At 57.5% G+C, this 17,374-nt stretch carries 13 protein-coding genes and 1 tRNA gene; 6 read left to right on the top strand and 8 right to left on the bottom strand.

Annotated elements, in window-relative coordinates:
• Positions 1-144: 144 nt before the first annotated feature.
• A complete protein-coding gene (locus tag ACUIAG_RS04725) occupies positions 145-2,049 on the top strand; it encodes a PspC domain-containing protein (protein ID WP_445339212.1) in 1,905 nt (634 codons plus the stop codon).
• Complete coding sequence (locus ACUIAG_RS04720; RefSeq protein WP_313835807.1) at positions 2,042-2,449, top strand: ABC transporter permease; 408 nt, start codon at positions 2,042-2,044, stop codon at positions 2,447-2,449. Before ACUIAG_RS04725 ends, ACUIAG_RS04720 begins: the two co-directional genes overlap by 8 nt.
• Here ACUIAG_RS04720 and ACUIAG_RS04715 read toward each other — a convergent pair.
• The 6 genes from ACUIAG_RS04715 to ACUIAG_RS04690 all read right to left on the bottom strand — a co-directional run bounded on the left by ACUIAG_RS04715 (position 2,399) and on the right by ACUIAG_RS04690 (position 8,987).
• Positions 2,399-3,955 (bottom strand): alpha/beta hydrolase family protein, encoded by a 1,557-nt coding sequence (locus tag ACUIAG_RS04715; RefSeq protein WP_445339211.1) that lies wholly within the window; start codon positions 3,953-3,955, stop codon positions 2,399-2,401. The two genes, ACUIAG_RS04720 and ACUIAG_RS04715, sit on opposite strands and share 51 nt — an antisense overlap.
• A gap of 65 nt (positions 3,956-4,020) precedes the next feature.
• Positions 4,021-4,656, bottom strand: a complete 636-nt coding sequence (locus ACUIAG_RS04710) for a DUF4125 family protein (RefSeq protein WP_445339210.1) — start codon at positions 4,654-4,656, stop codon at positions 4,021-4,023.
• Between the two features lie 12 nt (positions 4,657-4,668).
• Complete coding sequence (locus tag ACUIAG_RS04705) at positions 4,669-6,648, bottom strand: DUF4037 domain-containing protein (RefSeq protein ID WP_445340373.1); 1,980 nt, start codon at positions 6,646-6,648, stop codon at positions 4,669-4,671.
• Between the two features lie 188 nt (positions 6,649-6,836).
• The gene (locus ACUIAG_RS04700) at positions 6,837-7,418 is read right to left on the bottom strand and encodes a hypothetical protein (RefSeq protein ID WP_445339209.1); all 582 of its coding nucleotides are present in this window, start codon (positions 7,416-7,418) and stop codon (positions 6,837-6,839) included.
• Complete coding sequence (locus ACUIAG_RS04695; protein ID WP_445339208.1) at positions 7,396-8,613, bottom strand: AAA family ATPase; 1,218 nt, start codon at positions 8,611-8,613, stop codon at positions 7,396-7,398. Before ACUIAG_RS04695 ends, ACUIAG_RS04700 begins: the two co-directional genes overlap by 23 nt.
• Positions 8,614-8,913: 300 nt before the next feature.
• Positions 8,914-8,987 (bottom strand) — tRNA-Pro (locus ACUIAG_RS04690).
• Between the two features lie 128 nt (positions 8,988-9,115).
• Between ACUIAG_RS04690 and lysS the strand changes: the two genes are divergently transcribed.
• The 4 genes from lysS (at position 9,116) to ACUIAG_RS04670 (ending at position 13,582) form a co-directional block, all read left to right on the top strand.
• Positions 9,116-10,744, top strand: coding sequence for a lysine--tRNA ligase (lysS, locus tag ACUIAG_RS04685; protein WP_445339207.1), 1,629 nt, complete (start codon positions 9,116-9,118; stop codon positions 10,742-10,744).
• A gap of 34 nt (positions 10,745-10,778) precedes the next feature.
• A complete protein-coding gene (gene menA / locus ACUIAG_RS04680) occupies positions 10,779-11,759 on the top strand; it encodes a 1,4-dihydroxy-2-naphthoate octaprenyltransferase (RefSeq protein WP_445339206.1) in 981 nt (326 codons plus the stop codon).
• A gap of 66 nt (positions 11,760-11,825) precedes the next feature.
• Positions 11,826-12,773, top strand: a complete 948-nt coding sequence (gene menA, locus ACUIAG_RS04675; protein ID WP_445339205.1) for a 1,4-dihydroxy-2-naphthoate octaprenyltransferase — start codon at positions 11,826-11,828, stop codon at positions 12,771-12,773.
• Between the two features lie 68 nt (positions 12,774-12,841).
• Complete coding sequence (locus ACUIAG_RS04670; RefSeq protein WP_024626731.1) at positions 12,842-13,582, top strand: phosphoglyceromutase; 741 nt, start codon at positions 12,842-12,844, stop codon at positions 13,580-13,582.
• A 168-nt stretch (positions 13,583-13,750) separates the two neighbouring features.
• Here the strand turns inward: ACUIAG_RS04670 and ACUIAG_RS04665 are convergent, their stop codons facing one another.
• The gene (locus ACUIAG_RS04665) at positions 13,751-15,982 is read right to left on the bottom strand and encodes a hypothetical protein (protein WP_445340337.1); all 2,232 of its coding nucleotides are present in this window, start codon (positions 15,980-15,982) and stop codon (positions 13,751-13,753) included.
• 239 nt (positions 15,983-16,221) lie between these two features.
• Positions 16,222-17,235: a LacI family DNA-binding transcriptional regulator gene (locus tag ACUIAG_RS04660; RefSeq protein ID WP_445340336.1), complete on the bottom strand. Its 1,014-nt coding sequence runs from the start codon at positions 17,233-17,235 to the stop codon at positions 16,222-16,224.
• Positions 17,236-17,374 lie beyond the last annotated feature (139 nt).

Genomic DNA, 17,374 nt, shown 5'->3' with positions numbered 1-17,374 from the left:
ACGTTTGTTCTTCCTGCATGGCTGCGTTCATGTCTCCATTATCGGTTTCGGATCGTACCGATAGGGCAATAAGGGGAAGAAATCAGGGTCGAATCAGGGTGTTCCCCCATGAGATTTGCGCTCGCAGGGTGTTGTAATGAAGATATGAGTAGCGACATGAACGGCAATGGCCCCGATAACGGCTGGCAGTGGAAGTTCGACAGGTTCTTCCGCGCCTGCAGGGAGTCCTATCTGATCCGTGACCAAGGATGGGTAGGCGGTGTTTGCGTAGCCTTGGCCCGTCGTCTGGGCTGGAGCGTGACTCTGGTCAGAGCCTTGATGATTCTGGCGGTCTTTTTCTTCGGCGCCGGTGCCGCCTTCTACGGCTTTGCCTGGTTCGTCCTGCCGGACCGGCGTGGGGTCATTATCGCCCAGGAGTTGATCCACGGGATTTGGCATGCTTCCATGGTGGGCATCATCATTTACTGGCTGCTGGCCATCCTGATTCCTGGAGTCGGAATCTTTTCACTGGCCTTCGGTGCCCTGGTCCTGTATCTGTTCATCCGGTGGAGCCGCAACAAGGCCCTGGAGTACCAAAGAGGGTACTGGACTGGGCCGGATGCCGGCAGACCGGTTTCGGGCGATCCCTGGGTGATGGGACCGCAATATTCGGACCGGCCGAGTGGTGCAGGCTCGCAATGGTATCCGAATCAGCCTGACTACCCAAGCTTTTCGGGGTATGAGGGGTACCAGGATTACACAGGGACGCGAAGCAATACGCAGACAGACGGCAATGCAAGCACAGAAGGATACAGGAACCAGCCAGGGGATTCCGATTCGTATGGAACTCGGGAACAACAAGGGGATGCGACTGCTTCCGGACATATTTTTGAGACAGCGGATTCGGCAAACGCTGCCAGCGATTCGAATAATACGCAAGGCTGTGAGAATCCTGTCACCGGTGCAGCTCCCGGAGGTTGGACGGGGGCAGAAGGCCCTGCAGAACCTGTTGGGAACATGAACCAGTCATATGGATTCAGTGACTGGACGGACTATGGCACAGCCGGGTCATTCTCGACAGGGCCGGGAATAGCCCGTAAGACTCCGTCGGTTCCGCCCCGGCTACGGCGTCGTCCCGCCGGACCTGCGCTGGTCAGTCTTCTGTCAGGACTGATCTTGGTCTCCGGCGCAGGGGTCTGGTGGATGGCCACGAACCCCTATCGCGGATTGAATGTGGCCTTGACTTTCGCTCTGATCTGGGCTGGAGGCGTCACGCTGACACTTGGCGTGGTCATACTGATCCTGGGCTTGATGGGCCGCAGGTCTGGAGGACTGACCCCCATTGCCCTGATGGCCTGCTTGGTTGTCCTGATGCTGGCTTCTGGTTCGGCCATACCAGGCATTGAGCAAACCCAGAACCGCAGGATCCTGGCCGAATACGCCACAGTTCAAGTTAACGGCAACAACCATGGACGCTTGTTGGGGGCGGACAGTGCAGACATGAGGCGTTACCGCCGTGGCATCGCGCTGGTCGGAGACCCGCAGGATCAGGGAAGTGCCGTCATTGACCTGACTGGTTATGAGCAGAAACACGGCACTCATCGCGTTCAGATTATGGATGATGCGGAGAGTACAGTCTCAGGCTGCCCGACGGGCACCGTCCGCCTGGCTGTGGCCTATGCTGACGTTCGCCTGCTCATTCCTAAGGGATGCAGTCTGTCCTATAGGGAACACACCGATCTCTACAGGGTCTTGGGATCAGGCGCGGCTGACTGGATAACCGAGACGGAACAGGGAAACCGGATGTGGTGGGGCAATACGTCGCCATCAGCTGAACGACGCAATTGGGAGGAGGCCCTGCGAGCGTCCAAGGAGGATCAGTGGCATATGCCCGACGATCCCGAATTGATCGTCGAAGCCAACCTCATGGCCGGTGCGCGGGTCACCGTGCAAGCCCAAGGGAGTGCTACCCAGCCGAAGCGGGCGCAGCTCTACAGCGGATCGATCAATGAATATTGGGATTATAGCTACAATCCATGGCAGTTTGGGGAGGATCAGGAAGATGACTGATATGCAGCAACCAGAAGGAGGCCAGCCGCTGGATCGTCAGGAGCGCACCACCAAGGTCATGCCGGTTGAATCACAGGCACCCCCGATATACCAGGTTCGGATGCAGCCGCCGGAGCCGGTCCGTCCTAGCGGCCCCAGCATGCCTACCATCATTTTTGGCATCCTGGTTGGACTTTTGGCCCTGACCATGTTGGCTTTAGGATTGGTCTTTCTGCGTTACGGTACGGATCTGACCCTAGTCATACCCTGGCAGCGAATTATTCCATTGATTTTTGCCGGCCTGGGCGTAGTGCTGATTGTCGCTGCTATATCAACTTGGCTGGCATCAACAAAGCACGTTCGTCATGACTCAAAAGACCAAGATATTCCAGAAGATCAGGCTGCCAAGGATGGACAGTGACCCCAACAGGGTTAGGGTCAGGGTCAGCCAGTGGCCCGCCCCGGCAACAGCTGGCTTGCCGTCAGGCCGGCTGAAGATGGAGGTCAGGGTGCTCGCCAAAAGCAGAATGAGGATCAGGCAGAGACCTGACAGTAGGAACCAGGAGAATGTCATCATCGAGGACAGATGAACCAGGCCGAAGGCCTGGCGGACCACAGTGAAGGCATAGGCCAGCAGAGCGGTTATCAGTCCTGCGGCCAACAGTCCCAGTGCCCAAAGCCGTCCGGCAAGACCTTTGCTGAAGCCGGACCGTTGTCTGACATTGCCTCGAGCCCGCAGATGTGAGTTCAAGGCTCCTATCAGGGCAGTTATGAGGGCAGCAACCAGCAGAACGGGGCCACTGGCCATCAAGGTCAGCAGGGCGGTCAGCGAGGAAACCAATCCGGAATCAGTACGATCAGGTACTTGATTGAGCTGGTGGGGCTGGCTGCCGGCAATCATGGGAGTGGACCATTGATCGGCCTGGGTGCCCAAGGCTACAGCGTTGATCCAGTCTTCCAGATTATGGGTATACCGGGGTTCCAGGGGCAACCCGGCCTTGGCCAGCCGACTGCCGGTGCGGATCTGATGGTTGGTGGGGTAGTAGCGCAGGGTCACGTTGTCATTGCCGCTTGCATGGGTTCTGCGGATGATTTCGCGCGCACCCTGCTCGACTGGCATGGAGACATCCATAGTGCCGAAGTTGATCATGACCGGCATCCGCAGCTGATCCAGGTTGGGCAGGGAGGGAAAGTCGGCGTACTCCAGGCCCAGCAGGGACAGGTCCATGCCCATGAGCCGGGGTACCACATTGCGGATTCCCTTAGGTGCGCCAATCAGATCCAAGTAGCTGGTGGCCGCCATGGCCATCTGCCGCCGTCCCGGGTAGACGGGAGGCGAAGTCAAGATGGAGAAGGCGATGCTGGGATCCTTGGCGGTCATGATGGACGATATCCAGGTGCCTTCGGACTCAGCGTACAGGCCTACTTTGGTTGGATCCACACCCGGCCAGGATCGCAAGCGGTCAAGGGAACGCCCATAGTCGGTGGCCATGGCCTGATAATCACGGTGAAAGGTGGTGTAGGTGTCCAAACGCTTGTCAGGCACCAGGGTGGTGATGCCGGCCGAGGCCATGGCTGAGGCCAGATCGCCATACACTTCTGAGGATTTGCCGGTTCCGGCGCCATGGATGAACAAGCAGGCTGGCCCCGTGCCCTCTCGATCCCGCGGCTCTCTGACGATGGCCTGGATTCGGACTCCGCCATCCAGAGCAATGCTGATTTTCCGTTCTTTGACCTTATAAGTACCTTCAGGGGTGGTAGCTCCAAGGCGCGAGGCGATAGCTGTGGACCGGGTCGGGATCTTGATGTGGTCTCGATAGGGTTCCACCTGCCAGTCCGGTGTCATGGCTTGGCCCAAAAGGAGCATGACCAGCAGGATGACTACGAAGGAGGCGGCGGTAAAGCCCGCCCGTTTCAGCTTTTGCACCCGTCAACTCTACCCGACCGCTCGACTGGTTGGTCAGATGAACCTCCTGATTGTGGTTCAGGAGGTCAGTCCTGGGCCTGCTCGGCTTCGTCCAGGGTCTCAAAGCCATTCATCTGCACTGTGGCCAGGATGGTTTCCTCGGTCAGGTTGCCGCCACGGGCCTCGATCTGGTCCACCATGGACTGGTAAAGATCCAGGGTCCGGGCCGAATAGGTACCTAGTTCGCCACGCAGATAGGTCTCGAAAGAGGTGGCCTCCGGCGTGTCCTCGCAGGTGCGCAGGACCCGCATCTCCTGACCCAGGCGTGGGTAGCGCTCGCGGAAGTCCTTGGCCCAAGCCACCTGTCGGTCGATGATGCGCTCCTGCTGTTCCTGGCGTGCCAGACCCAGCTTGGGCAGGTAGGGGGCGATGCTGCTGTGGTACTGGTCCGGGGCAGTGGACTCCATCATCCGCCCGTACTTCTCGGTCAACAGGTTGCGCCCCGCTTTGTCGGCCTGATCCAGGTCGTCCGCATAGCTGGTTAGGAGGGGATGTGGCCAGGTTAGAAACTGGCTTAGGCGCATTTGGTGGAACATGGGCCAGTTGCCCTGACAGTTGGCCGGGCCACCCTCGTTGTTGACCTGCTGGAACTGTTCCCATTCGTGGCGGACGATCCGCTCGCGCAGGGATTCCTCATCCTGACATTGCTCGTCGTTTGCCATCTTTGGCTCCTTTCAGATGCTGTGCAGAACCGGATCGTCGCTGGAAATGTGGGCCTCGACGTAGGGGCGCTGCCATTCCAGGAAGGTTTCCGGGCTGTTGGTCAGGCCTTCTACTTGCAACTCTTCTACGATTCTGGCGCAGATTGACTCCACAAGCTTGGTGACGCGTTCGGCAGCCGGCCGGGCTCCCTTGCCGCCTTCGCCGAAGCCTTGCCCCCCGTAACAGGCAGCTGAAGCCAGGCGCAGGATATCCTCCAGTTGCACGGTCAGGTCGGCCAGCCTGGTGGCCATTCGTCCGCTCAATCGCCGCAGGGCTGCGAAGGTCCACTTGTAATAGGGCAGATAACCGACGGTCAGCGGATTGTTGATCAGGAAGATCAGGGAGGCGCAGGCTTTGATGAATTCGTTGATTGACAGCATGGCTGCAGCCCCGTCGCCCCGCTGCAGACTCCGCGGCAGATTGTACTGGCCCGCCTGGGCGATCATGCCCAGCCGGCGGGAGATCAGGCAGAAGCGCACATCGTCGGGCATGGCCTTGAACCCCTGCCGGGTGGCCAGCATCTGTCCCAGAGGATCCGCGAAGATTCTGCCATTGGTGGCCGCCGCCAGCGTAGCCTCATCCAAGAGCAGCCACTCGTGGGGGTGATCTTCCGGGGGTGCCTGCCGGTAGCCGGTCAGGGATTCGAAGAAGGCGCCGATCTCGAAGACACCCACGCGGCGGTCGGCTCCCTTAGCTCTGACGCTGTCGGTTCGTGAGCCGAACCCCATGAACTCGGTGGGCAGGGCCTCATAGTCCTTCTGCAGCTGGTCACCGATGGCCTGGTAATCCTCGCTGGTCAGCCACAGGCAGAAGCCGGGGCCGAAATCATGGTCCCGGGAGATGGCATCGTCAAAGCCATAGCAGTCCGAGCCATGGCCCATCAATCCCACGGCAATCCGGCCGCGATACTGGGGGTAGCGTTCCTCCAGCATGGGACGGCCCACCTGCTCCCAGTAGGCCTTGGCCAGGTCCAGCCCTTGAATATCCGGATGGGAGCCATGCCGATCGTTGTCACTGCTGTGATTTCTGGCCGGGGTCCGATCTGAGCTGGCTTTCGGCTGGCTGGATGCTGCTTCGTCGGCCTGCTTGGATTGGTCCTTGTCCCCGGCTTCTTCGGCGGCGGCCTGGGCCTGGTCCAGATTGGCCTTGGTGATCTGGTAGTAGTCGCTGCCCTTACCGTATCGATCCTCGATGATGGCCAAGGCCTTGCGATAGGTGTATGCCGACTGACTGAACCGACCGGTCATGTAGCAGACTTGAGCAAAGCCGGCCAGGGCTGAGGCATAGTGTGCGCTATTTTCCAGGTGGCCGGTTCGATAGATGTCCAGGGCTGTGCGGGCCTGGCCCCAGGCCTCTTGCAGAGCCTGCGGACTGTCACTGCGCTGCATGAGCAGAAGGGCCAGATTGGTGTGGGTGGTGGCCAGATCCAGATCCTGGGAAGGATCAGTGCTGGAATTCTCCAGGATGTCCATGGCTTGGCGCAGCTCCTGTTCGGCCTGGCCGGGTCGGTCGGTTTCGCTGTAGAGCATGGACAGGTTGTTGTGCAGGGCCGCCAGCCGCCTGTCCTTGGGTCCAAGGGTTTTGGCTGCAGAGGCAAGTGCCTGCCGGTAGAGGTCTTCAGCCTGGTCGTACTTCTTGGCTGCCCGTAGACCTGTGGCCGCATTTATCAGGGTGGTCGTCCAGGCCTCGGACCCTTCGATGCGCATGCGTGAGGCCAGCTCGATGGCGCGCTGGATCATCCACATGTTCTCCTGGTGGCGGCCCTGGGACCGATAGAATCCCATGGTTTCGTTCAGCACCGTCAGCAGTCCGGCGTCATCACCAGCGTTCTCCGCATCCACCAGCGCCTGTTGCAGATAGGGTTCAGCTTCGTCGCGGGCCTTGCCGGCGCTGAAGATGGCGTCGAGACCGTCCAGGAAGGCTTGGGTGTCGAAGCCGCCGTCCGCTTGCATATAGGCCTGTTGAGGCTCTCCCTGCTTGCTGCCTGTGATCGGTGTCTGGTCCTGGCTCATTTGGCTCCCTTGCTGTCAGGGTATCTGAAGGTGCGGGTTCCTCATGGAGCCCTAGCGCCCTGGTTGCTTCTACCTACCAGTCTAGGCTGATGGTCTTTGATGGACTTCAGTCGGCTATGTCGCCTAGGTCACACATGCTCGGTGCAGCTGCCTGAATAACGAACGAGAATCTCGGCTAAACATCGCTCATGGTTTTGGAAGTGATGGTTTCTTCGGTACTGCTCAATGACACGACAGAGCTCGTCCGCATCATTCCAATATTGACGTAAGAAAGCATATTGCTTGATCTTGTGCAACCCCAGTTTCTCCTTGCAGAATTCGCTGGGTTTCATGTTATTGACATGCGTCCAGTCCCTGTAAGCCCCCTCTTTGATGATGGCCTGGATCTCGATCTCCGGACGGGTGGTCAGTGTATATACACGGGCTTTGGACTGGTACAGAGGCGACAAGTGAAAGCGTTCATTTGGCGAGTCAATAATACGAACGATATTCACGCACGAAGAACCATAGGTAACGGAAAGGAACCGTTCCTCAATTTCCCTGTCTTTGCGGCAACGAGTATAAAGCCGACCAGTCTGCGGATCCTCAATAAGCGAATCTTTAGGAATGATCAGTTTTCCTTCTGTCAGCAGGAGTTCGAAGATGACGCTTTCGGCAGATCCTTCGCAGATAACCAAGGTAGGTTCATTATAAATCGCTTGACTGTCCATGAACCGTTTCCTTGACGTAGCTCCGCAAGGCGCTGATGGAAGTGGCTGAGGGCGCGGTTCCTTGCAGGGCACCTGACATGAACTGGACGCTCTTCTTCAGTTCACCGCGGGTGACCAGCTTGTTATACCGGATCAGTTGGAATCCGGCGTTCTCATGCCTGACAGCGAACCAAATGTTGTCTTTTCTGGTGAAATGGTCCAGCAGTTCTGGATAGTGCGTAGAAAAAACGAGCACCGCCCCATGCGGGTTAGTAGCAGGAGAGGAGAACAGGTCGATGATAGCGAAGACCAACTGCTTGTTTATGCTGTTTTCGATTTCGTCGAATAGTAAGTAGCCTCCTTGCGCAAGTGTTTCGATAGCATGTTGTGCCAAGGATGTTCCACGCAATGTTCCCGCCGATATCATGGCCATAGCTTGCGAGGGGTCATAGTCACGCTCAACCTTTTCATTGCGGAACTTGATATGCAACTGGTGATCGCTTACTTCCAAGTGTTCGATGGTCGGATCGAATAGACGTACCACTTGCGATGGGGGAGTGACAGGAATGGACATTTGCAGCGGATTTTGCAGACAGAGTGTGACCATGGTCTCCTTGGTGAGCAGAATCCCCGTCGTCAGAGAGCGATCGGGGGGCAAAAATCTCTTGACATCCTCGGCCAGCTCCTTTTCGTCGCCCGACTTATTCATTCCTCGAGTCGCTACAGTCCACCAGGATTCTTCGTCGCCATCTATGGTTCTTTTCAAACGAATCTTGCTCAGACTTCTGCCTGCATACTGGCACAGCCGTTCCTTTTCGAAAACTAAGGGGGAGTCGGCGGTGGCCTCGTCCTTATCGGCGCGCCGGAGTGTGGCATTGAGCAGCCAAGCCTCGCCGTTTTCCTCGAAGATAATGCGTGCTGTAATCGTGTGCTCAAGAATGTCCATCAGCGGATCGATGGTGGTGCGTTGAGTTCCCAATGAAGCGCCTCTGGCAATGTTGATGATTAGAGAAAGCAGGCGTAGATCAGTGGTTTTGCCGGAGGCATTGATACCGGAGATGCCAATGGCTGTGACGATGCCAAGCGGTGAGGTGGTGCTCTGAAGGCGATGGGTGAAGCTGCCATCGGTAATCCTATCTTCGGCGAACAGGATCATGCGTAGTGCGCCCTTGTCGTATAAGCGAAGTCCTTTAAGGTCAAAGGCTAAGATCCGCATTATGCTCCTTTGAACAGAATATTTGTTTATATACTACATCTGAATGCTGATGATCTGTCGCTCCGTTCCGAGGAACCTCAATTATTGATGCAGCGGATATTGGTACAGCGGAAGATTTCAGGATCGTTGGGGCTGTGATCCCAAACTGATAAAAATGCGAGAAAAAACGAGAATCGCTTTTGCCTTTTAACTTTTGCTTTTAAGAAGAGAAAGGGCATGGCAAGGTTATTGTTCTTGCACATACTGATCTCTAAAAGTTACGAATACAGAAATTCCGGCCCGTAAGGACCGGAATGCTTGTCGGGGTAGGGGGATTTGAACCCCCGGCCTCTTCGTCCCGAACGAAGCGCGCTACCAAGCTGCGCTATACCCCGTGACAACGTTCTATATAGTACACGTATGGTCGGCCAAACGCTATTGTCTGCGCGGCGCGACCATTCAACCGCTTGCCGTCAGGCGGCAACCGGGGCCAAGTACCGGCTCATGCGTAAAATAGCGATTTATGAATGACTCATCGGAAGAAACCCCTCGTCTGACGACGGTCGAGCGTGCTCAGGCGCTGCTCGACCAGGATATGGCCATCACGGAGAAGATTGATCAGGGCGCCCAGTTGGATGACGCCATTGATCCCGGCAACCTAGAGGAGAGCGCTGAAGGCCATCCCGAACAGGTGCGCATGCGCGTGGCCAAGAGGGCGCTCATGCTCAAGGAGGGTATTGAGCCCTACCCGGTCCATCTGGATGTGACCGACCGCATCGAGGATGTGCGTCGCAAGTATCAAGACCGCCTTGAGCCAGGCCAGGAGACCGAGGATGTGGTTGGCATTGCCGGCAGGGTCCTCTTCCTGCGCAACGGTGGCGGCCTCTGCTTCGTCCAGCTGGCGGCAGGCGACGGCACCCGCATCCAGGGCATGATCTCCAAGCGTGAGATCGGCGCTGATTCTTTGAAGCGCTTCAAGCAGCTGGTCGACTTGGGCGACCACCTCTACCTGCGCGGCCGTGTGGTCGCTTCCAAGACCGGTGAACTCTCTGTCTTCGCAACCGAGTGGAACATCGCAGCCAAAGCTTTACAGCCCCTGCCTGCCCTTCACAAGGAACTGACCGAGGAACAGCGCACCCGCAAGCCTTACCTGGCCATGATCGCCGATGAGGATGTGCGGGCCATGGTCCGCCGCCGTTCCAAGGCCGTCTCCTCCCTGAGGCGTACCTTCGAGGATCACGACTTCATGGAGGTCGAGACCCCCATGCTCCAGACCGTGCATGGCGGTGCCGCGGCCCGACCATTCACCACGCATATGAACGCCTTCGACATTGATCTCTATCTGCGCATCGCTCCCGAGCTCTTCCTCAAGCGCTGTCTGGTCGGCGGCATTGAGCGCGTCTTCGAGATCAACCGCGACTTCCGCAATGAGGGCGTGGATGCCACGCATGCCCCGGAGTTCACCATGCTGGAGGCCTATCAGGCTTACGGCACCTACGACACCATCGGGGAACTGACCAAGGAGCTGATCCAGAAGGCGGCCATGGCCACGTCGGGATCACTGAAGGTGACCCTGCAGGATGGCAGCCAGTACGACTTCGGCGGCGATTGGCGCCAAATCAGCATGTACGACTCCCTTTCCGAGTCCCTGGGCGAAAAGATCACCCCGCAGACCAGCGTGGACCATCTGCGGACCATTGCTGACAAACTGGGCCTGGAGGAGGAGCCTGCCGAGAACCATGGCAAGCTGGTCGAACACCTCTGGGAGCATTTCTGGCAGGACAAGCTCTACGAGCCGACCTTCGTGCGTGATTTCCCGGTCGAGACCTCGCCCCTGGTCAAGGCCCACCGCACCAAGCCGGGAGTGGTTGAAAAGTGGGATCTCTACGTTCGCGGGTTCGAGCTGGCCACGGGCTACTCCGAGCTCAATGATCCGGTGGTCCAGCGGCAGCGGTTCGTCGAGCAGGCCAAGATGGCCAGCCGCGGCGATGTCGAGGCCATGGATATTGACGAGGACTTCCTGGAGGCCCTGGGCGTAGGCATGCCTCCGGCTGGTGGCATGGGCATGGGCATCGATCGGCTGTTGATCGCCCTTACCGGCGCATCCATCCGCGAGACCATCACCTTCCCCTTGGTCAAGCCGCTGGTCTGAGACGATATGAGATGATGACAGGGAAGGGACGGTCATGAATATCAGGCTGTGGATGGATGGCATGCGTCCCAGGACGCTGCCTGCCTCGGTGGCGCCTGTCTGCGTGGGCGCTTCGGCAGCGCTCCTGGAGCGGTCACGGCTCTTGGAACAGTGCACCAGCTCCTGCTCGCCCAGGCCTGTCGACCCTGCCCTGAAGGCGACCACGCCGGGAAGGCTGGCCCTGATCGTGGTCCTGCTGGTCCTGCTCGCCCTGTCTATGCAGGTTGCAGCCAACTTCGCCAACGACTACGCCGATGGTGTTCGCGGCACTGACTCCGGCCGTGGAGGCGAGGAGGCCGCCTCTGGCAGACCGAGGCGTCTGGTGGCCGCCGGCGTGCCGCCCAAGAAGGTGCTGTACGCCACCATGATCTCGGCGGCCTTCGCCTGCCTGATGGGCCTGATTGTCATGGCTCTGACCGGTCATTGGTGGATGATCCTGGTCGGAGTCTGCTGTCTGATAGCCGGCTGGTGTTACGTAGGCGGCCCGCATCCATACGGCTACCACGGGCTGGGTGAGGTCAGCGTCTTCATCTTCTTCGGTCTGGTGGCCACCCTGGGCACCGAGTACTTCCTCATTAATAGGGTCGATGCCGCCGGCATCCTGGGCGCCTGCGTCTGCGGGCTCAATGCCGTGGGCCTGCTCATGCTCAACAATTACCGGGACCTGGATGACGACCGCCGATCCGGCAAGCACACATATGCTGTTCTGGTGGGGGCGCGTGCTGCGGCTATCTCCATCTACCTGGTCTACATCCTGAGCCTGGTCCTGGGCCTGATCCAGTTCGTTCCGGCTGTCATGCGGCGTGGCCTGCCTGGCTTCCCCCTTGTGCTGGTCCTCCTGCCTGTGGCTGTTGTCTTTCTGCTGATCTGTCGAGCCTTTGCCCGCGGCCAGGTGCCCAAGGCCTTTGGCATGGCAGGCAAGGGTACTCTGGTCTCCGCCCTGTGCTGGTCGGCGGGCCTGCTCCTGCAGCTGTGAAAATCCTGATACGCTCATAAGAGAGCAGTCCGACTTTCAAGCGATTTGGTGGATAATCAGGCAATCATGTTCATCACACTTCAGGAATACAAGGACGCACTGCGACCCTCGGCCCTGCTTTGCTCGCCCACGCCGGTGCTGATCGGCACGGCGGTGGCCCTCCGGCAGCTGTTCAGCCAAGGGTTGAGGCCGGATGCGCGCTTCTGGCTGATCGCTCTCTTGTGCTGTCTGACTGCTGTGTTCATCCACAGCACCTGCAATCTGGCCAACGACTACTTTGACGGCATCAGGGGCACTGACGAAGGTCGGAGCAGCCTTTCGGGAGCTGGCGCCGATGGTTCGGTGCCTGATCTGCCCAGAAGAGGGGTGGCCGGTGGTGTGGAGCCTCGCAAGGTCCTGCTGTCCGCCTACCTCAACATCCTTATGGCTTGCCTGTCCGGACTGACCCTCTGTTGGGTGACCGGCTACTGGTGGATGATCCTGGTCGGCATCTTCTGCCTGTTGGGAGCCTGGTTCTACACGGGAGGCAAACACCCTTACGGCTATAGGGCCATGGGCGAGCTGAGCATCATGATCTTCTTCGGCCTGGTGGGCGTGTTGGCCACTCAGTACATGGAGACCGGCATCGTCGACCGCCATGGGTTCATCGGCGCTCTGGTTGGCGGTCTTATCTGCATTCCCGTTCTGGAGATCAACAACTATCGGGACATTGATGCGGATCCTCTGGCCGGCAAGTACACGCTGTCTTCCTTCATCGGAGCCAAAGGCACACTGATTCTGATGGGGTCCTGCTATGCCCTGGCTGTGATCCTGGGCGTGGTTGAGTCATGGTTCCTGTCTGGCGGCTCCCTTGCGGCCGCTTGGCCCCGCCTGGTCTGTCTGCTGCCTGTCCTGGCGCTGGCCATTGCCACCACAGTGGCCAGTTGTCGGAACCGCTTCAGCAGGGCCTTTGCACTGTCGGGCTATACCGATCTGCTGACAGGGTTCTGCTGGCTGGGCGTCTGCCTGCTTTAAGCGACTGCTCTACAGGGGGGAGCTGTAGGTCCGCCAAACAGTCCCTCTTAGGTCTTAGAATTTTCACTATGACCTACAAACTAGTATTGCTCAGGCACGGCCAGAGCGCATGGAACAACACCAATCAGTTCACCGGCTGGGTGGACGTCCCGCTGACCGAGCAGGGCGAGCAGGAGGCCCGCAAGGGCGGCAAGCTGCTCAAGGATAAGGGTGTCCTGCCGGACATTGTTTTCACCTCCTTGCTGCGCCGCGCCATCAACACCGCCAACATCGCCTTGGACGAGGCTGACCGCCTTTGGATCCCCGTCAAGCGTGACTGGAGGCTGAACGAGCGTCACTACGGAGCACTGCAGGGCAAGAACAAGACCGAGATCCGCGAGAAGTACGGTGATGAGAAGTTCATGCTCTGGCGTCGTTCCTATGCCACCCCGCCGCCCGAGATCGACCCTGACGACGAGTACTCGCAGTCCCATGATCCCCGGTATGCCGGAGCCCCCGTGCCCCGAGCCGAGGCACTGGCCAACGTGGTCAAGCGCGTCACCCCCTACTGGGAGAGCGACATTGTCCCGGAACTCAAGACTGGCAAGACCGTCCTGATTGCCGCCCATGGCAACTCGCTGAGGGCCATCGTCAAGATGCTCGACAACCTGACTGAGGACGAGATCGCCAAGGTCAACATCCCCACGGCCATCCCCCTGGTCTACGAGCTGGATGAGAACTTCAAACCCATCAAGCCTCGCGGCGAGTATCTGGATCCGGAAGCAGCCGCTGCCGGTGCTGCTGCAGTGGCGGCCCAGGGCCAGAAGTGAGATCAAAATCCAACCGATGATCTCAATCGGACTTTGAACGCAGCACGTCCAAAGTTTTATTGAGGTGGTGCCGTCTCCTTTGTGGAGGGCACCACCTTTTCGTATTCCTGATACTTTCATACAGGAAAGGGCGGGAACGATGTTCTCGCCCCTGATGCTTGCGGGTACCTATCTGGTCCTAATGGTCAAAGCGATACTCTGCCCAGGTTCGACCTGCTCCTCCACGCCAACTGCTGAGCCATCGTGAAGATGGATAACGCTGGCTTGGTATCGTCTGCTCTGACCGTTGAGTGTGACATCTTCCAGCATGGTGTTCGGTTGCATGGCAATTTGTAAATAGGCATGCAGGGGTTCATCGGTTCTGTTCGTGAAACGAAGCGTGTCGTCTTCTTGCTCGAAATCAACATGGCCACCGCAGAAAGCCAAATCCTTCCAGCTAAAGCGGCGCCACGGCGTGTAAGGAGCGATTCTGATGCTGCGGGTTTCCTGGTCGCGCTCGACTCCCATGATGTCGTGCAGGAAGAAGCTGACGAATTCACCCGCACACCAGCCGCACTTGCCCAGGCCACGTTTGACCTTGGTGGGTTCCTGCTCAGCATGCTCGAAGGGCCACCACCAGAAAGATCCATCCAGATCGGTGGTTCTGCGCAGCTCAAGCAGGGCGTCCTTGAGTTCTTCTCGGGTGTTCGCCCTGCAGAGGCCATGGATCTGGCCGGGATAGGTAATTCCGTTGCTGTCGTCAAAGTCCCAGAAGTCGATTCCACCTGTAATCGGGGCATAATATGGGTCTCTGGTGCTGTGGGCCCATCTGGCGTGGTTGCGTATGCGCTCGTCGTCACGACTCGTGAATCCGTAAACGGAGGCCAATGTCAGGTCGCTTTCCTCTCCGTCATGGATGCCGATGATGCTTCCATCCCTGTTGGCCCCTTCCACATACATGGGGCTGCCATCAATGCTGCGGACGCATTTCTCGTTAAGTGACTGATGAAGTTCTTCAGCTATTTGCTCCAGCTGCTCTGCCTGACCGGTATCCAAGAGATCCGAGAAGTCCTCGGCCATAACCTTGGCGGCCTTCCAGGCCAGTATGTTGGACCCGGTGTGGTAGTCGCCACGTGACGGCCCGTCCGAAATGTAAAGGGTCTCATACAGTTGACCTTGCTTAGGTCGTTCGGCGATCAGATCGGAGGCCAGCCCACGGACGTACTGGGTGAATGTACTTTGTTCCGCAGTGAAAGCCTTGCGGCCATGCCGATGAACCAACATGGAAGCCAGAACTGCAGCGAGGCAGGAATTGCCCAAGGAATGTTGGAATCCGCTGGCCTCGGGATGCATTCTGGCCTCGCGCTCCCAAGCATGGTCGGGTATACCATACTGCGCAAGGAATTCGATCATGGGATTGGCGAGGTCAGGGTTGCTGTCGACCAGACCCATGGCGCAGTAGCCGAAGTCTCTGGTCCATACGTCGGGGAGTGGGTTGGCGTTGGATCCCCAGAATGAGCCAGCCGCTTTGCCGTCTGCCAGCAGAAGAAGACTTTGTCGGGCTAGTTCCGCCGAACGGGTGATGAGTTCACCGTACCATGGGTCTTCTGGAATCTGTACTTTGCCCAGGCTGCCCTTACGGGCTTTCAAGGTAACGTTCAGAGCTTTCCGGCATTCCGGAATGGAGTTGAATGTCTGGAGGTTATCCTCTTGCTCCGAAAAATCGAAGACACTGGCCACGCTCCGACTTTCTCCTGGAGCAAGCCTAAGCATGGACTTACATGTGTCACGCGCGACAGGACTGTCCGATTCACTTAGAAGATTGTATTTCAGGGGTAAAAGTTCTGTACCATTCTTGCCCTGCGTTGACGACAGAATCGATACATTTACGTCTAATGGCGTCGTTCCCCTATTGGTAAGTTGACAAAGCTGAATCAGACACAAAGGTCTGCTGGTGCTTTTCTGGGGCACGAAGACGATGGTCTGGCTGTGCAGATCCCCCATCGATGCATCGAAGACTGGTATGAGATCTTCTATGAAGCTAAGTGCGGGCGATAGACATTGACGGTTTAGACAATTGATCTGCATTCCAATGTGCCCTTGGCAGAAGGCCAGCTTCTTGTATACGTAGACGCCAGGGATGGTCTTGCCTCGCATATCCTGGCGTCCTACCGCAACAACCGCGCGTCGCACCTGTCCAGTTCTGTCTAGGGCGGCCAGAAGGCGATTGTTGGATATATCGACGCTGAAAGGATAATCAGTGTATCTGCCCAGGTCGTATTCCATGACCATATCGTCAGGCCATTCGAGGCCTGCGGCGGCAAAGAAGCTCGCACGATTGCCAGCGGCACCCTTCGCATTGAACCCCATTAAGGTTTTCTCTGTTTTGGTTTCTTGTCGATCCGAGGTTGGCGACGGCATCAACTGCTCCTTTCAGCAAGTCTGTGCGGAACGCGGGTATCGCTTCATAAGCATGCTCGAGGGCCCATCTATGGTCATGGAGTCCGCATGGCTGCAGCCATGCTTCCAAGCACATGATAACGTATACATCTGCAAAGAACAAAGAGGTCGTCGCAAGTTCGACCATCGTGTACTTAAGCTAGTGTCCGGTTGCGGATATAAGTCTTTGGAAATCCTGTCGTTGACATGCTAGCGGTGAGTCAGCGCTCCGGAGGGGCGGTCGTACTGCGAACAGCTAAGAAAGATGGCTGAATTTGCACGTTCTGGTCAGGGTCCTCGCCTTCTAGCAATTTCAGTAGTGTTTTAGCGGCCGACTTTCCCATCTCGTAGGGATCCTGATGAATAGTGGTCAGCCCGATTTCGCGGGCATATGTCGAATCGTCGAAACCTGCAACCGATACGTCTCGAGGAATTGTGTATCCCGATCGCTGCATGCAGAAAAGCAGAGGAAGGGCATATTCGTCATTCATACAGATTACGGCTGTCGGGTACTGGTCCAACCTGGCCAACTGGGATAAGGCAAAGTCCGCTCGAGTATCGTCTTTGGGTGCATATACGACTGTTGGACTGACCTGATCCCCTAATTGGGAGCAGATTGAGTGGAATGCCTGCAGACGTGCCCGACCATTCCATTTGAAATGTTCAGTCTCTGGATTCAAGCAGACATAGGCGATTTTATGATGCCCGAGGTTGACCAGATGGTTGATGATCAATCTCATGCAGCTGGTCTCGTCTATGCCTACGGTTGCCGAAAATTCCGGAATCGGTTCGGTGTTGATCCCGATAAGCGGGATGCCCGTCGTGGCTAATTTGTCGGCCTCTGTGCAAGGTATTTGGAAGGAGACCACAAGTACAGCATCAGCATTGCGTTTGATAGACATATCCGAAAAGAATGCATGGCGTTCCTGCGTATCTGATACGGCGTATAAAGCGATGTCATACCCTGCGTCATGGAGGACGGAATTGAGGCCAGCCAGAACATGTGAGTCATACCAGGAGTCCAATTCTCCGCCAGTCAAGAAGGCGATTCGTGCCGACTTGCCCGACTTCAATGCTGAAGCAGATCGTGAAATGGTGTAGTCCAGGTCCTGTGCGACTTTGAGGACTTTTTCCCTGGTTTGCGGAAGAACCTTGTCGGGGAGGGTAAATGTACGGGACACCGTGGCTATTGAAACCCCGGCTCGATCCGCTACGTCTTGAATGGATGCACCCACGATGCCCTCCTATTGTTACCGGGGCTCTTGCCTGCAAAATTTTATCATGCTTGATTAAATAATGGATACGTATACATTATGTATTGGTCTTTTGCTAGAGAGACTTGTCTCTGAACAAAGGCGATGAAGCCTTATCAGA

Source organism: Bifidobacterium sp. ESL0825 (assembly GCF_052606465.1).
Note: the sequence above shows the minus strand (reverse complement) of the source record. Positions and strands in the feature narration are given on the sequence as shown.

What these genes read in the sequence shown, in the direction of transcription:
- ACUIAG_RS04695 (WP_445339208.1), bottom strand. Translation starts at nt 8,613, where the DNA reads ATGCGGATCTTAGCCTTTGACCTTAAAGGACTTCGCTTATACGACAAG.
- menA (WP_445339206.1), top strand. Translation starts at nt 10,779, where the DNA reads ATGAATATCAGGCTGTGGATGGATGGCATGCGTCCCAGGACGCTGCCT.
- ACUIAG_RS04710 (WP_445339210.1), bottom strand. Translation starts at nt 4,656, where the DNA reads ATGGCAAACGACGAGCAATGTCAGGATGAGGAATCCCTGCGCGAGCGG.
- ACUIAG_RS04720 (WP_313835807.1), top strand. Translation starts at nt 2,042, where the DNA reads ATGACTGATATGCAGCAACCAGAAGGAGGCCAGCCGCTGGATCGTCAG.
- ACUIAG_RS04705 (WP_445340373.1), bottom strand. Translation starts at nt 6,648, where the DNA reads ATGCAAGCGGACGGCGGCTTCGACACCCAAGCCTTCCTGGACGGTCTC.
- ACUIAG_RS04700 (WP_445339209.1), bottom strand. Translation starts at nt 7,418, where the DNA reads ATGGACAGTCAAGCGATTTATAATGAACCTACCTTGGTTATCTGCGAA.
- ACUIAG_RS04665 (WP_445340337.1), bottom strand. Translation starts at nt 15,982, where the DNA reads ATGCCGTCGCCAACCTCGGATCGACAAGAAACCAAAACAGAGAAAACC.
- menA (WP_445339205.1), top strand. Translation starts at nt 11,826, where the DNA reads ATGTTCATCACACTTCAGGAATACAAGGACGCACTGCGACCCTCGGCC.
- lysS (WP_445339207.1), top strand. Translation starts at nt 9,116, where the DNA reads ATGAATGACTCATCGGAAGAAACCCCTCGTCTGACGACGGTCGAGCGT.
- ACUIAG_RS04670 (WP_024626731.1), top strand. Translation starts at nt 12,842, where the DNA reads ATGACCTACAAACTAGTATTGCTCAGGCACGGCCAGAGCGCATGGAAC.
- ACUIAG_RS04725 (WP_445339212.1), top strand. Translation starts at nt 145, where the DNA reads ATGAGTAGCGACATGAACGGCAATGGCCCCGATAACGGCTGGCAGTGG.